This is a genomic window from Paenibacillus sp. JJ1683, assembly GCF_053006485.1.
In genome coordinates this window covers 2729866-2744174 of sequence record NZ_CM129820.1, presented here as the reverse complement: position 1 = coordinate 2744174, position 14309 = coordinate 2729866, and the positions used below count along the sequence as shown (strand labels likewise).

The window sequence follows — 14309 nt, the reverse complement described above, 5'->3', positions numbered from 1 at the left end:
CCCTTGAATAGTTTCACTAGAGGAATTTGCTCGCTTTCCCGATGGTGCTCTGATATCCGACCGAAGCCAGTCTTCACATGTCGTTTACCAATAAGTTCGTGTCAATGTAAGGGCTAATTCTTGGTTTGCTTTTCACCTATTTTTCGAATTTGTATCCAATACCAAACACGGTAGTAATCAGATCGCTTGCATCCAATTTCTTGCGAAGCCTTTGTATGTGTGTATCAACAGTCCGAGTATCGCCGACAAAATCATATCCCCATACAATATCCAGCAGTTCCGAGCGTGTGAACGTTTTGCCTCGGTGATTTATCAGAGTCATAAGTAAATCAAATTCTTTCGGAGTCAAGTCAATTGGAATACCATTTTGTTTGACAAGATGTTCCTCGACAATAATTTCGATTTGTTTAAACCGAATTACTTTACTCTCCGTATTTTTTCCATTGTTTGCTTGATCTACCCTCCGGAGGATTGTCCGAATCCGAGCAATAACCTCCCTTAAATCAAAAGGCTTTGTAATATAGTCATCCGCGCCGAATTCAAGACCAAGGATTTTATCAGTGATATCCGATTTCGCGGTAATCATCAAGATCGGTATGTTATAACTTGCAGTTACTTGTTTGCAAATATCTAATCCGCTTTGATCCGGCAGCATCCAGTCAAGTAGCAAAAGATTAGGTTGAAATTGTTGAAGTTCAACCATCCCTGCTGCTCCATTTGCCGTAGTTCGCGTTTCAAACCCCTCCATTGAAAGTCCGTATGATAATAAATCTGCTATTGGTGTATCATCTTCAATAATGAGAATTTTTGCTTTATTCATCATAACCCCCGTCTTCTCTCGTTAATCCGCGATATCATAATGTTAATGATTAGTTAGGGAATAATCAACTCGGAACATAATACAGTAATCTTTGCACCTTGGACTGCAGTTCATGAAAACATCAGCCGTTTCTGGCGTTTTGTGTGACACAACGAAGGATGCCTATTTTATAACAAAGAAAAACAACCTTGCTCCAGTCCGAGGACTAAGATAAGGTTGCACTTAAAAGGAGGTTTATTGATTCTATTTATAAGCCACATGTTAATGGCATTTTTGCACAACGGACAACATACCGCCAAAACATCCAGTGAATTGAATATTCACAAAAATACGCTGCTTTACCGCGTAAATAAGATCAAAAAATTACTCAATTCCTCGCTTGATGAGGGTGACGAACTCTTCTCTTACCAGTTATCTTTCAAAATTTTAAATTATATGTCCTCGCAGCTGTAGCCTTATTTTTCCCAACTACAAAACACGGTACTTCATGAAGACCTGTTAGGAATGTGTTATTGCAGCGTCACGTTGTCAACGTAAACGGCTGACTTACCGCTGCTGTTCTCCGAGGCAAGAAATTGTACGCCGATTTCCCTAACATCGTCAAGATTAGGTACAGATGTAAGGTTGAACGACAACGTCGTACCTCCAGACGAATTAATCTTGACGGCTTTACCAGCATACCAAGCCCAACCTGATCCTGTCTTGGCATAAATCTTGGCATGGAGTCCGTCACCTGCGGAGTCCCAAGATGCATGTTTGACGGTCGCGCTTAGCGTGGTCTTACCACTTAGGTTGCGGCTTTGTGAGAGAAGCAGGTAGTGCTGGGAATTGGCAGACATGATGAAATCCGCTTTAAGAGAATTACTGCCCTTGGATGACCACTCGTTTACGCTCCATGGACCATCGGATATATTCGAACCGGTCCAACCCTGCGTACTACCCTCGAAGTCATATAATGTGTTTGCGCTACTGCCACCGCAAGCCGCATTCTGCCTCCACTCGGCATATGGAGCGTGCCCAGCTAAAATGCTTTTCAGATAGTTACCTCCTGCTGTGAGACTCCCGTTCGTATTGAAAATACTGGCGCCTTCTGTCTTGTCATTAATCGCCCAGTTGGCCCATGACAGGTTATTCTGGTTCATCCAGTCAAGCCATTGGTTCGTGGAATCGTAATTAATGCCGCCGTCGCCATCCGCGTTAACAAAGCCCATCTCGGTAACAAACAGCGGGATACCCTTGCTCATTGCGTAGTTGGCTTTGTCCCGGAGCGACTGAAAATGAGATCCAGCGTAAAAGTGCAATGTATAGGCGATATTACCAGAGGATGTAATGGGGTCGTTCGCTGCCTGATCTACACTCTGAGACCAGAACGGCGTTCCAACGACAATCAGATTGTCGGAATGTTGACGAATGGCCGGGATGACTTGCTCAGCGTAACTTTTGATTGTCCCCCACGAGACTTGGGTAGGTTCGTTATAGATCTCAAAAATGACGTTATCATAGCTTCCGTATTCCTGCGCCATCCGGCTGAAGAAACTTTTGGCAGCGTTGACGTTGTTGTGCGCGTCATGTGAGTGCCAATCGATAATGACATAGATCCCTTTTGCGATTGCCGCATTGACCACGTCACGAACTTTGGACTCATCGGCCGTGTTATACGGATTTCCGCTGGGGTCCACGCCATATGCCGCTCTTACGATCTCTACTTGAAATTCATCCACCATCCGATTCACCGTGGTGGTATTCCAAAATGGACCGGACCAGTTGCTCCAGAAGTAACTCGCCCCTTTGACCATCATCGGTCGATTCGTTTTGGAGCCGTTAATCTTGTTTCCACTTGCTTTCATTTCACCGAAATAGCTTACAGGGTTTGCGCAGGCAGCTGCAGAAGCAGGCGTTGCAGGTATGACCGCTTGAAAAAGCAGCGTTAATAAGCTGAACAGTAGGATCATGGTTAACGACTTAGTGAATGAATTGAACGACATTTTCATAATTCTCTTCTCCCTTTAATATGGCATGGTTACGCGAAAAATTTCGGCAAGTAGCCCCGATATTCATCAGCATATCGGCTGGGTTCAAGAACAGTGACAGTATACATACTTGTTATCGAAAACGTTTTAGAATTCAATACCAATTTTCTAGTTTTATATCTTTCACAAAAAGTATAAATTTATTGATTTCAAAGAAGAATATGAAATTTGATCAGTCGGCAACAAATTCTTAGCATTTAATTACCGAAAACGTTTTCGGTAATTAAATGCTAAGAATGTTAGTAAAACCTCCTGCTCCCATAGATTCAACCATTAACATCTCCAGGCTTGCATTGGGTTTACAACATATCGCCCTACGTCTTCCGGGTCATCACCTTCTTTCAAAATCATATCTATTCTAGTTTCCTCCCCTCTGACGCAATATGAGGCTTTCCCTTTTGTCCATAACTCGGGAATGAAACAAGAACGAGCAGAAGAATGTTTGATTCAAGGAAACTTATGTTAAGCGCTTACATCATAATTAAAATACAATTTGTTTTTGTGTTTGTCAATTCTTAAAAAACTATTCCTTATACTGTCCTGTCGAGTCTCGTACAACCAGATCTGCCGGGACAATCTCCGTCGGCGGTGAATAATCGGGATTCTCAATCATTCGGATGAGATGCTCTCCTGCTTTCATTCCCATTAGAGTAATGTTCTGATTGATCGTCGTAAGCTTAGGCATGGTCAGCTCCGCATAGAACGTGTTGTCAAACCCAACGACGGAAATGTGCTCAGGTACTCGCTTTCCGATTTCGCGAATTGCTTCGATCGCACCGGTCGCCATATAGTCTGAAGAGCAGATCACGCCGGACGGTGCTTCCGGAAGCTGTAGCAGGCGCTTCATCGCCTTATATCCACCTTCAATGCTGTATTTCTCTACCTCAACATATTTGGCATAGTAAGGAAGATCGCTCGAGCGCAGCCCTTCCTGATACCCGGAAAATCTCGTTTGACCAACCAGACATCCCAAATCCCCGGAAATAAAGGCGATGCGTTTATGTCCAAGTTCCACCAAATGCTGAACACCTAAGTAAGCACCTCTGCGATTGTCGGCTGTTACATAGCCGGTTCTAGGTCCCAGCAGATCGGTATCAATCATCATCGTCGGCATCTCAGCCTGAAGCAGATCCAAAAAATTTTGATTAGTTCGATCGACACCAAACATGACAACTCCATCTACATTGCGGCTGATGCAATGCTTAGTGAAGGTATAATCGGGATTGCTAAGATTCGGTGATAGAAAGAGCAGGTCATAACCGCTATCTTCAAGAGACTTTCTTAACCCATCAAGAAGCTCCGAAATAAAAGGATTCGTGAAGAAATCCAGCAGGAACATCCCGACCGTCCAGGAACGCTTTTTCACGAGGCTTCGGGCAACCACATTCGGCTGGTAGTTTAGCAATTCAATCGCCTTGTTTACCTTATTCCTCGTTTTGCTGCTGACATCAGAATAATTATTAATCACTTTGGATACCGTTGCCACTGATACCCCTGCTTGTTTGGCCACCTCATGGATAGATGCCATTACACTCACCCCAAACCAAAATAAACGAATTCACACACAGTACATAACCATTTACTATATATTATACGCGATGCTCAGCCTCATAGGAAACGTTCAGTAATATCGAATAAACAAAAAAAGTCGCCAATACGGCGACTTCCAAGCGTATATGTTTTTGTCCATTGATAACAGTGACAACAAGTTTACCCTTTTCTTCTTTGTGCATTTTAAACTTCCTTTGCTTCTAGTTGATCTCCAAATAGTCAATGTATGCATCCCATGTTCCGTTTTCAGCTGTTAGAACGAGCTCAATCTCTTGATTTCCGGCTCCATGGCTGACATTGGTTAGAGTATAGACCGCGGGATTGCTCCCGCCGAAGTAGAAGGTCCCCTTTGCCTGTCCACCGATTTTTAGGTCGACTCTGGCCATGTTGGAATTACTTGAAGCACCACGGAGTGAAAAATGATGGGTGTCGCTCGCAAAATATTGCGTGTACTTCACCAAATCATTGTTAGAATATAAAGCAACTCCGTTGAACGGCAAACTGATATTCCCGGTGTACTGACCGCCTTTGGTCATACTCTCGACTTCCACTTTTGTACCTGCGCTTGGAGGAGATGTAGAGCTGTCAGGCGCCACCGCGCGACCGGTGGTCGGCGAGATCATGCCAGAGCATAGGCTACGGCTCTTGAGATTTTGTGCAATCTGCGGGATCGCTTGGAGCGTCGTCTGGTACTGGTCATGCATAAGGAGCACGTCGCCGTTTTGCAACCTGTTCGCAGACGCTACGATTTGGGCCGTAGTGGCACCATTCCAATCATGGGAATCAACGCTCCACAGCACTTCAGTAAGAGCATTTTGGCTCTCGATGGATTTCAAGGTCGAGTTGGTCGCACCGTATGGCGGACGGAACAGCTTTGGTGCAGTTCCAGTAATCGACTGGATCGCCTGCTGCGTCCGTGTGATTTCTGACGACATTTGCGAGCTACTCAACGTAGTCATATCCGGATGCGTATAGGAGTGGTTACCGACCCACATGCCTGCGTCCGCTTGGTCCCGTACCAGAGACGGACTATTCTGCGCGTTCTGCCCGATGTTGAACATCGTTGCGCGCAAACCGGCCTGCTTCAGAGCCGCAAGCAGTTTTGTCGTGTTACTGGTATTTGGGCCATCGTCGAACGTCAAACCTACGTAACCGTTCGCGCAACTCGCATCGGCAGCACTGGCGACAGACATCATCGGTACGGAGAACAATGTACCGATAAGCATCAGAGCCATTGTGCCTTTTACTAGCTTTGCTTTAAGCATAAAAGTATCTCCTATTCATATAGTATTTGTTTTCACCAAGATTTGGACTGAAAGATTTTCCGTTTGCATTCCCCTGCTCTGCTACGAGTTTGATTGCCAAAAACAGCCACGTATCTATTGATTGTAAACGTTTACAGATAGTATTTTATCATCGAATTCTTCTTATTTAACCTGCAAAGATTTAACCTTATGCTGTAAAATATTTAGTTTTTTGTACAAAAAAGCTGACATCATGATGTATCAATGTCAGCTCTATAAAAAATATTATTTCCTATTAATGATCCAAGGAAGCCTTTTCTCCCTTGAACACGATCATAAAAATGGCACCGCCTGTAATTACTACAGCTAGAAGTAGTAACGTTAAATTGCTGTATAAGTATGCTGCAACGTCAGTAACGATTGGGAAAATAGAAAAGTTGAACCTCAGCTGTGTAAGCAGTCCGCCTACAACTGCGATACCGATCCCTTCCGCCAAAAAGCAGGAAAAATTCAAAAAACCCATACCTGAGCCAGATTCGTCAGCACTTAGCGAGCCTGCCACAATGGTTGAGATGACCGTTTTGACAAAGGATAGTCCACCAAAAATCAAAACCAATGCTCCTGAGATGATCCAGGGGCTACGATCGGCAAAAAGTGAAACGATTAAAAGACCCGACCCCAGAAGCAATAACCCTGCAACCATGACAAAACGAGCTCCCTGCCTATCGACCAAAGAACCGCCAACGATCCCGAAAAGAATCACGCTAATCGTTCCTGGAAACAGAACACCGCCTCCAATAAGGCTTGTCGACATCTGGTGCACTTCTCTCATCATATAAGGGACCATAGACATAAATCCTGCAACGGTTCCTAGAAGTATTCCACCTACAAATACGCCGACAATAAATCTTCTCCTCTTGAATAAAGCTGGTTCTATGAAAGGTTCCTTAGCTCTTCGAATTCTCAGCACAAATCCTATGAAAAGAATGACACTGATGTTCAAATACCACCACTCGTAATGTGTCGTAAATAAAGTGAACGAAACCGTTCCAAGAACAAAGAGCAGGCCTCCCGGAACATCAAGCCCACCTTTTTTCACAGGTTCGTCAGAGAGCGTCCGTAAGAAAAACGGTAGTGTGACTAGCGTCATCATGGGCAGGAAAAACAGATAGGACCAATGTACATAGTCTGCGATCCAGCCTCCAAGTATAGGACCAAAACCTTCTCCCAAGGCAACGGTCGATCCAATCATACCAAAAGCTTTTCCTTGATGCTGCATTTCGATACTTTTGGTAACGATGACCATAATCAGCCCAGGGACGGCAGAAGCACCCGCTCCTTGGATAAATCGTGCAACAAGCAAAATCGGAAACCAGGCATGAAAAAGCAAGCCAATTAGCGATCCCCCGCCGTATATCATCATACTGATGAAAATGAGTTTTTTTACGCCGTAAATATCCGATATTTTTCCGTAAACGGCCGTTCCAACGGCAAAAGAAAGAATGAAGCTGGTATTAACATAATTTGCAGCGGATGGCTTAATTCCAAATTGAGCGGCAATGTCGGGCAACGATACGTTGAACACCGTCTCATTCAATACGCTGAAAAATGCAAGCACGCACAGCCAAATCAAAGAATTAGGAATACGTTTCTCAATCGATTTTTCCATTATGCAAACCCCTTAAAAATGCCAGGGATTACGCAGTTTATAGGGCCAGTGATGCGTTATCCCCTTTAATTTGTGCCCTTCTTTTCACTATGTACTTCATTCTAACGCCTCCACAAAATAAAAGTAAAAATCTGTTTAATTTCAATTACCTAACCATATTATCACTAAAATAATAAAAATATCACCTGTTATTTTTGACGATAATCATTTCATGACGAGGTAAAGCAAAAACGGTTAGTTCCACTCGTTGGATAACAATGTTTAGCCTCTGCGCTATCTTATTAACGCAATCTCCTACTTATTTATTTTCAATGGTAGATCATCAAAAACATATATGGAATTAAGTTGTTTGTTTGGAAATCGTCGCAAAATATTTTACAACTATCTCGCGGAATTCCTGAGCAGCCCGCGAAATATACCGATTCCTGTTCCATAATAAAGCAATCTCCCGTATCAATTCGTGATTCTCTACCTGGAGATATTTGAGATGTTCCTGCGAATTTCGTGCTGTGCTCGGTATGAAAGCTATGCCAATTTCGGCTTCCACAAGAGTACTAAGCCTTGCAGGTTCATCCCCCTCATACACATATTTAGGCACAAATCCTTCCGACATGCATACAGAGTCCACTAAATCACGAGTACCATAGCCTCTCTTTACGCCGACAAACCATTCTTCCCTTAGCTCTGTCAAGGATACGCTATTTCGATCCGCAAGCCGATGCCCCTTTGGAACAGCTACAAGAATGGGGTCGATACATACGATTTTACATTCAATGTCATTCCCTTCTACAGGAGGTGAGGATAAGCAAAAATCAACCTCCCCTCTATGAAGAAGTGTAACCATTTCCTGCGTGGTCAGCATTTGCACATGAAATTGAATATAGGGTCGTTTTCTCCGAAACTCTCGAAGGATATTTGGCAATGTGCTTGCGGTGGTCACTGCCAATTCGAGAGTTCCGTGTTCTGGGCTGGATAAGTCGCTAAGCTCCTGCTTCCCTTGTTCTAATTCAAACAAAGCCCTTTCTGCACGGTGAAGAAATTTGCTCCCGAACTCATTCAATCGCAGTTTTCTCCCTGTTCGATCGAATAAAGGGACCCCCAGATCTTCCTCCAAGCGTTGAATCGTTTTGCTGAGCGACGATTGAGTAACGTGCAGACTTCGTGCAGCTTCTGTTACATGTTCCAAACGAGCTACAGCGAGAAAATATTGCAGTTGAAGAAGTTCCAATTCGCATCCTCCATCCATTCCCTCAAGTCAATGAGATTATAACATCAAATGCATTGGAATAAATAATCGATTTCGAGTACGATGACATTAATTCGCTATAGGGGGACCAGAAATGAGTGTTCGCAGCTGGTGGTTAATGATTTCAGTTGGTCTAGGGATACTATTGAATCCATTAAATTCTTCAATGGTTTCTGTTGCGATTCCAAGTCTGCAAAAGGTATTTCGCCTTGACTTTACAGGTGCTTCCTGGATTATTTTTTCTTTCTACATTGCAAGCAGCATCGCTCAACCTGTCATGGGCAAAGCCAGCGATTTATTCGGTCGTAGAAAGATATTTCTTACAGGTCTTGTTGTATCATTCATTGCATCATTACTAGCCCCATTGTCACCAAACTTTGGATCGCTCATCGTGTTCCGCATTGTGCAATCCATCGGAACAAGCATGATGGTTGGGGTTGGAATGGCCATTGTTCGAATCCATATTACAGAGAAACAAGCGACTGCGCTGTCCGTTTTGTCCATTTTCCTATCAGGAGCTGCAGCAATTGGACCCTTTATTGGCGGGGTTTTGATTCATTGGTGGAATTGGCCTGCCATCTTTTTCATCAATATTCCGTTTGTGGTAGCCAGCTTTCTATTGGCTTGGAGGACTATTCCTAAGGACGAATCACCAACATCCGTTGCACGCAACATGTCCTTTCGTAGATGGTTTGATTTAATTGATGCAAGAGGAATCCTGCTCTTCACATTAGGGCTGGTTGCCTTGCTCGTTGGATTACTCTCGGCAAAATCATCTGGGCATATCTCGTTAGAAAACGTCATTGTCGGGTTAATAGGCCTCGCTGCGCTGGGGGCATTCGTACGATATGAGTTAAAAGCGACGTCACCCTTTATTCCTTTACGCACGTTCGCCAAATATCCTGCGTTGACTTGGGTTAATGTCGAATTCATGTTCGTTAACGTACTCTATTACTCACTTTTTTTCGGGCTTCCGTCCTACTTGCAAGTGGTAAGGCATGTAAGCGAGTTCCAAACAGGGATTCTCATGCTAAGCTTAGGCTTGTGCTCGCTAGCTGCTTCTCCAATAGCAGGACGATGGATTGATAAATCAGGACCCAGACCGGCATTACTGGTATCCGCAATCCTGATGACATTGGGATCTGTGTGGCTTGTAACATTAAATCCAACTTCTCCGGTGATCAGCGTGTGTTTGGCTTTGGCTGCATTCGGTATTAGCAACGGACTGAACAATGTAGGTATGCAAGCAGCCTTGTTCCAAAGTTCTCCAAAAGAAATAATCGGTGTAGCATCCGGATTGTTTAATACATCAAGATATCTGGGAACCATTTTCTCTTCATTGTTGATAGGTATCGTAATGGGAGGTAAGTTCAGCTTCGAGGGATTTCAAGTGCTTGGGATTGTCCTTACGGTAATTGCATTGACTTTGGTATTCATGAGTCGGCGACGCCGGGAGTCAGGACAATTGCGAGAGTCATAGGTTAACCGTTTCTTCAAATAAACCCCTCTACTCTTTATTTAACGTTAACTTTTCAACGAAAGAGAAAGGAGTTTAGTTAAAAAATAGTTGGCACCATTCCCCCATCTATACGGATTGGAGAGCCCTTAAATGCGGCTGCATAAGGACTACATACAAATGTAGCTAGTCTACCTATTTCTATAGGTCTAATAAATCGTTGTATTTCGGATTGAGGCAGGTTTTCGGCCATAAATTGTTTCTCTTTTTCTAAAAAAGTCATATCATCATTGGCATAAATACCCTCAATAATTTGGTGTACATTTTCAGAAAGCGTTGGTCCTGGCATAATCGTATTGACTGTAACTTCTGCTCCTATTGTTAATTTAGATAAGCTTTTTGACAGTGATAACAGCATCGATTTGGTCATACAATACTGTGGCATTTGCCCTGAAGGCATGATTGCTTCTTCACTCGCAATAAAAATAATACGGCCATAATTGTTTTTCAACATTTTAGGTAAATAAAATTTAGATAATCCGTTTGCAGCAAGAACATTAGTACGGAAATATTTTTCCCATACTTCATCGTCAACGTCTTCATATTGCATAATTTCATAAATCCCCATATTATTCACTAAGATATCGATATTGGGGTATTTTTCAAACAAAACCTCCCTCTGCTCCAGATCCACAATATCGGCTGTAGCATTTTGAGGAAAGGTCGTTGGAAAATTTGATTTTATTTCATTTACAGTTTGTTCTACCTCTTCATTATTCCGTCCATTAATAAGTACATTCACACCTTCTTTGGCAAGCTCAATGGCTATTGCTTTACCTATACCTTTCGTAGACCCTGTAACTAAAGCTGTTTTATTGTTTAATCCCATATCCATAATACTTTTCTCCCCTCTCATTCGTTTATCTTTGCTGGCAAGCGAATTCTTAGCTTATTTTTAAACAACCTTAAGCTCTGGTATCTGATTATATTACCTTGGGCAGCAATGCTCAGTAACTAGCATATTGCGCCAAAGTTCTTGTTTAACACGCCAGATGAATAAGGTCAGTAATTACAAGCTTTCTGTAGAATGAATGGAGTTGGGAAACTATTAATAGATAGTCGATCTTCCTAGCGATTCTTTTGATATCGAGTTGGTATCTAAATGTGTAGTGCGCCAATTTGAAGGAGTATCCCCTTCCCAAAGACGAAAAGCGCGGTAAAATGAGTTCTGGTCTTCATATCCAATCAAAAAGGCCACTTCTTTTATATCAAGCGAGGGATCTGCCAAGTATTCTAGTGCCTGCTCATGTCTAGCTTGTGTTAACAGTTGTTTAAAGCTCGTATTGTCGTCAGTAAGCCGGCGCTGCAAGGTACGATCGCTCATTCTGAGCTCCTTCGCCACAGCCTGAATGTCGGGGCGTCCTCCGGTGAGGCTACGTTTTATAATCCATTTGACCGCCTCAGTAATTGAGCGGCTGCACTGTTCATCCAGCGACCGGTCCAGAGCGGGTGTGAGAATCTCTAACAACTCTTGGTTGTATGAGACAAAAGTTCGGTCCAGATCTCTTCGATATAACGTCAATCGATTACAATTTGCACCAACCTGGACACTACACCCAAAATAAGCTTCAAGAGCCTGCACATCTCCCATGGATTGCGAAAATTCTACGAGCTGCGCCGTCAAAGGCTGACCAGTGCCTCGGCGCCCAAGCTCCAGAAGACATGCAAGTGTAATACCCGTCAGCATCGCTGGACCGGGCTGTTTGGTATATAGCCATTCCAGTTCTATGGTACAGTGCTCCCCCTCCTCAGTCACACGTAAGGTTTCGGGAGGACATAGTTGTTTGTATCGAGCCATTCGGTTTAGAGCGTCGCGGTAGTCACGAGCGTGGTATGTCGCTAAGACGGTCGGTGGGTACTTCGCTGTCTCAAAGACAGTTGCAAGCTTAACGATTCCTTTTGCAGTGTCACCAATGAGATCGGAATATGCCTGCCAGATCGCGAGATATTGTACGCTTGTGACTACGGGCTCATGAATAATGGTGAGCGGCAGTCTTGCTTTACAAGCTACGTCGTGAGCGGAAATTCCTAATTGATACAAACCTGTCCAAAATCCTGGTGGAATTTTAATATGGTCAGAAGTATGAGACTTCTTCATACATAGAGACCTCCTTTATTACTTCCATTTTACTTACTAATTGCAATCTCTGATCATTCCAGTATAGTGAATTTTGTTAATATATGCTTACTGAATGTTTGACCACCATAAATAAAAAAGCAACCGGCATACCGGTTGCTTTTGAGTCATTTCTACTTCCAAGTTTATTTTTAAGAACACCAGGGTGTATCAACGTGTATGTTAAATTACTATGTTAAAGTATCCTATATTCATAACACCTTGGCAGAATAGGAAGGTTTTGTATCTAAAAACCTGTAGTATACTGTTTCGGGATCGTTGTCTCTTTTTTCAAGTTTGTTGCGGCCTCAAGAGCCCAGTAAGGATTTCTTAACATTCCTCTCCCGACAGCCACAAGATCTGCGTCCTCATTTCCTACTACAGCATTAGCCAGGATCGGATCATCGAGTCTTCCGACTGCAATGACCGGAACTTCAAGTGCTTGTCTGATTTCTCGAGCAAGCGGCACCTGGTATGCTGCGTGACTACCTGGTCTACCCCACGCAGCGATAGGTCCTTCACCGCCTGAAGAAATATCAAAAATATCTACTCCTGCTTGTTGATATTCTTTGGCAAAAGAAATGCTATCTTGAATATCGTATCCGCCTTCTACGTATTCTTTAGCGGAAATGCGCATGATAAGCGGCATGTCTTCCGGCATCTCTGCCTTGGCTGCCTGAATAACTTCTCGACCAAATTTTAGGAGATCTTTCCCGTATTCATCATCTCTTTGGTTGGTAAGAGGCGAATGAAATTGATGGATTAAATATCCGTGAGCTCCATGTATTTCAATGGCATCAAATCCGGCCTTCACAGCACGTGCTACAGCGCCGCGGAACTTCTCCACCATTTCTTTAACTTCTTGTGTTGAAAGTGCTCTAGGTAATGTAGATTTCTCATCAAATGGAATAGCGGACGGAGCAACAGGCACTTCAGCATCTTCTGCTTTACGTCCAGCATGAGCAATTTGAATACCTACTTTTGCTCCATAACTATGGCAGGCATCTACAATTCTTTTCAATGCAGGAATTTGCTCATCAGACCACAATCCCAGGTCAAAGTCAGAAATACGTCCATCTGGTTCTACATCAGTCATTTCAACTATAATGAATCCAGTTCCACCAATGGCACGACTTACATAGTGCATAAAATGCCAATCGGTAGCTATACCATCTTTCTTGTCAACAGAATATTGACACATTGGAGGCATGACGACCCGGTTCTTTAATTCCAAGTCTTTAAATTTATAAGGACTAAATAAATCTTTCATTAAGAAAGACCCCTTTCTAGGTTTTATAGTGAACATATTATATGCATGCACATGCATAATATACAGCATGCATTTTTTATTTGTCAACTACCGTTTAAACTATGCATTTACGTAAATAAAGGCCCAGAGATTGTATTCTCTAGACCTAGGGTTAAATTTACTCTATTCAGACATTAAATTTCGTATTAAGTTTTAATTTTATATGAAAGAATTATATTTTTTCAATGAGTGATTGTAATTTTTGCTTCAACTCATCTTTTGAAAGAGCCGACTCCAAAATTTGGTTGAAGGTTTCGAGCGCTCTGTCAAACTTCTTTTCCCCAAAATCGGTCATGCTTGTATAGATTCCCCGACGATCATCTTCACATATATGTCTTTGCAAAGCTCCGCAGCTTTTTGCTTCCATTCTGACTACCAGTCTAGATAATGCACTTTGGCTTAACCCAACCATCTCTTGTAAATGCTGTAATCTCAATTTCTTTTCCTCGGTTTGAGATAAGAAATACAGAACCAAAAATTCATTTAAGGATAAACCATAGTTTTCTTGAAGTGCATGTTCCAATTCATCGTTTATGTTCGATTGGAGTTTAGTAAGGGACAGCCAAATATTTAAAAGTTCGATAGTATTGTTGTTATGCATTTCGACTCACCCGTTCTATTCTAAAGTATAAATAACACATATTATAGGAGTCATTATAGGGAATAATTAATTCTATCAGGGTTACTGGAAATGGTCAAAACCCTTAAGAACAGATAGAGGTTATAAAAAATCCTTTCTGAAGCAGTGACTTAAGTGGTCAACACAAAAACACCTTTCAAAATCGGCCTCCCTTTTAGAAATGGAAGC

General features: G+C 42.7%; 12 protein-coding genes. 2 read left to right on the top strand and 10 right to left on the bottom strand.

Annotated elements, in window-relative coordinates; all coding sequences use genetic code 11:
• Window positions 1-136: 136 nt before the first annotated feature.
• On the bottom strand, window positions 137-820 hold the full coding sequence (locus tag ACUC6J_RS11910) for a response regulator transcription factor (protein WP_025364861.1): 684 nt from the start codon (window positions 818-820) through the stop codon (window positions 137-139).
• Between the two features lie 258 nt (window positions 821-1078).
• Between ACUC6J_RS11910 and ACUC6J_RS11905 the strand changes: the two genes are divergently transcribed.
• Window positions 1079-1273: a helix-turn-helix domain-containing protein gene (locus tag ACUC6J_RS11905; protein ID WP_228552616.1), complete on the top strand. Its 195-nt coding sequence runs from the start codon at window positions 1079-1081 to the stop codon at window positions 1271-1273.
• A gap of 56 nt (window positions 1274-1329) precedes the next feature.
• Here ACUC6J_RS11905 and ACUC6J_RS11900 read toward each other — a convergent pair whose 3' ends face one another.
• The 5 genes from ACUC6J_RS11900 to ACUC6J_RS11880 all read right to left on the bottom strand — a co-directional run bounded on the left by ACUC6J_RS11900 (window position 1330) and on the right by ACUC6J_RS11880 (window position 8542).
• A complete protein-coding gene (locus ACUC6J_RS11900; protein WP_447250244.1) occupies window positions 1330-2811 on the bottom strand; it encodes a glycoside hydrolase family 5 protein in 1482 nt (493 codons plus the stop codon).
• 562 nt (window positions 2812-3373) lie between these two features.
• A complete protein-coding gene (locus ACUC6J_RS11895; protein WP_016818772.1) occupies window positions 3374-4378 on the bottom strand; it encodes a LacI family DNA-binding transcriptional regulator in 1005 nt (334 codons plus the stop codon).
• 223 nt (window positions 4379-4601) lie between these two features.
• Window positions 4602-5666, bottom strand: a complete 1065-nt coding sequence (locus ACUC6J_RS11890) for a polysaccharide deacetylase family protein (protein ID WP_447250243.1) — start codon at window positions 5664-5666, stop codon at window positions 4602-4604.
• Window positions 5667-5940: 274 nt separating this feature from the next.
• Window positions 5941-7314, bottom strand: coding sequence for an MFS transporter (locus ACUC6J_RS11885; RefSeq protein WP_045245263.1), 1374 nt, complete (start codon window positions 7312-7314; stop codon window positions 5941-5943).
• 340 nt (window positions 7315-7654) lie between these two features.
• Entirely contained in the window at window positions 7655-8542 is an 888-nt protein-coding gene (locus tag ACUC6J_RS11880) for a LysR family transcriptional regulator (RefSeq protein WP_090891434.1), read from the bottom strand.
• Window positions 8543-8654: 112 nt separating this feature from the next.
• Here ACUC6J_RS11880 and ACUC6J_RS11875 point away from each other — a divergent pair, with 112 nt between their 5' ends.
• On the top strand, window positions 8655-10040 hold the full coding sequence (locus tag ACUC6J_RS11875) for an MFS transporter (protein WP_447250242.1): 1386 nt from the start codon (window positions 8655-8657) through the stop codon (window positions 10038-10040).
• Window positions 10041-10116: 76 nt separating this feature from the next.
• On the opposite strand, the gene ACUC6J_RS11870 is transcribed toward ACUC6J_RS11875, so the two are convergent.
• The 4 genes from ACUC6J_RS11870 to ACUC6J_RS11855 form a co-directional block, all read right to left on the bottom strand.
• Window positions 10117-10911 carry an SDR family NAD(P)-dependent oxidoreductase gene (locus ACUC6J_RS11870; RefSeq protein ID WP_103042409.1) on the bottom strand — a complete coding sequence of 265 codons (795 nt, stop codon included), beginning with the start codon at window positions 10909-10911 and terminating at the stop codon, window positions 10117-10119.
• A 213-nt stretch (window positions 10912-11124) separates the two neighbouring features.
• Window positions 11125-12174, bottom strand: a complete 1050-nt coding sequence (locus ACUC6J_RS11865; RefSeq protein WP_447250241.1) for a helix-turn-helix domain-containing protein — start codon at window positions 12172-12174, stop codon at window positions 11125-11127.
• 265 nt (window positions 12175-12439) lie between these two features.
• Complete coding sequence (locus tag ACUC6J_RS11860) at window positions 12440-13462, bottom strand: NADH:flavin oxidoreductase/NADH oxidase (protein ID WP_044787913.1); 1023 nt, start codon at window positions 13460-13462, stop codon at window positions 12440-12442.
• A 211-nt stretch (window positions 13463-13673) separates the two neighbouring features.
• Window positions 13674-14102 carry a MarR family winged helix-turn-helix transcriptional regulator gene (locus tag ACUC6J_RS11855; protein ID WP_045245258.1) on the bottom strand — a complete coding sequence of 143 codons (429 nt, stop codon included), beginning with the start codon at window positions 14100-14102 and terminating at the stop codon, window positions 13674-13676.
• Window positions 14103-14309 lie beyond the last annotated feature (207 nt).

What these genes read in the sequence shown, in the direction of transcription:
- ACUC6J_RS11900 (WP_447250244.1), bottom strand. Translation starts at nt 2,811, where the DNA reads ATGAAAATGTCGTTCAATTCATTCACTAAGTCGTTAACCATGATCCTA.
- ACUC6J_RS11895 (WP_016818772.1), bottom strand. Translation starts at nt 4,378, where the DNA reads ATGGCATCTATCCATGAGGTGGCCAAACAAGCAGGGGTATCAGTGGCA.
- ACUC6J_RS11905 (WP_228552616.1), top strand. Translation starts at nt 1,079, where the DNA reads ATGTTAATGGCATTTTTGCACAACGGACAACATACCGCCAAAACATCC.
- ACUC6J_RS11870 (WP_103042409.1), bottom strand. Translation starts at nt 10,911, where the DNA reads ATGGATATGGGATTAAACAATAAAACAGCTTTAGTTACAGGGTCTACG.
- ACUC6J_RS11910 (WP_025364861.1), bottom strand. Translation starts at nt 820, where the DNA reads ATGAATAAAGCAAAAATTCTCATTATTGAAGATGATACACCAATAGCA.
- ACUC6J_RS11855 (WP_045245258.1), bottom strand. Translation starts at nt 14,102, where the DNA reads ATGCATAACAACAATACTATCGAACTTTTAAATATTTGGCTGTCCCTT.
- ACUC6J_RS11875 (WP_447250242.1), top strand. Translation starts at nt 8,655, where the DNA reads ATGAGTGTTCGCAGCTGGTGGTTAATGATTTCAGTTGGTCTAGGGATA.
- ACUC6J_RS11885 (WP_045245263.1), bottom strand. Translation starts at nt 7,314, where the DNA reads ATGGAAAAATCGATTGAGAAACGTATTCCTAATTCTTTGATTTGGCTG.
- ACUC6J_RS11865 (WP_447250241.1), bottom strand. Translation starts at nt 12,174, where the DNA reads ATGAAGAAGTCTCATACTTCTGACCATATTAAAATTCCACCAGGATTT.
- ACUC6J_RS11890 (WP_447250243.1), bottom strand. Translation starts at nt 5,666, where the DNA reads ATGCTTAAAGCAAAGCTAGTAAAAGGCACAATGGCTCTGATGCTTATC.
- ACUC6J_RS11860 (WP_044787913.1), bottom strand. Translation starts at nt 13,462, where the DNA reads ATGAAAGATTTATTTAGTCCTTATAAATTTAAAGACTTGGAATTAAAG.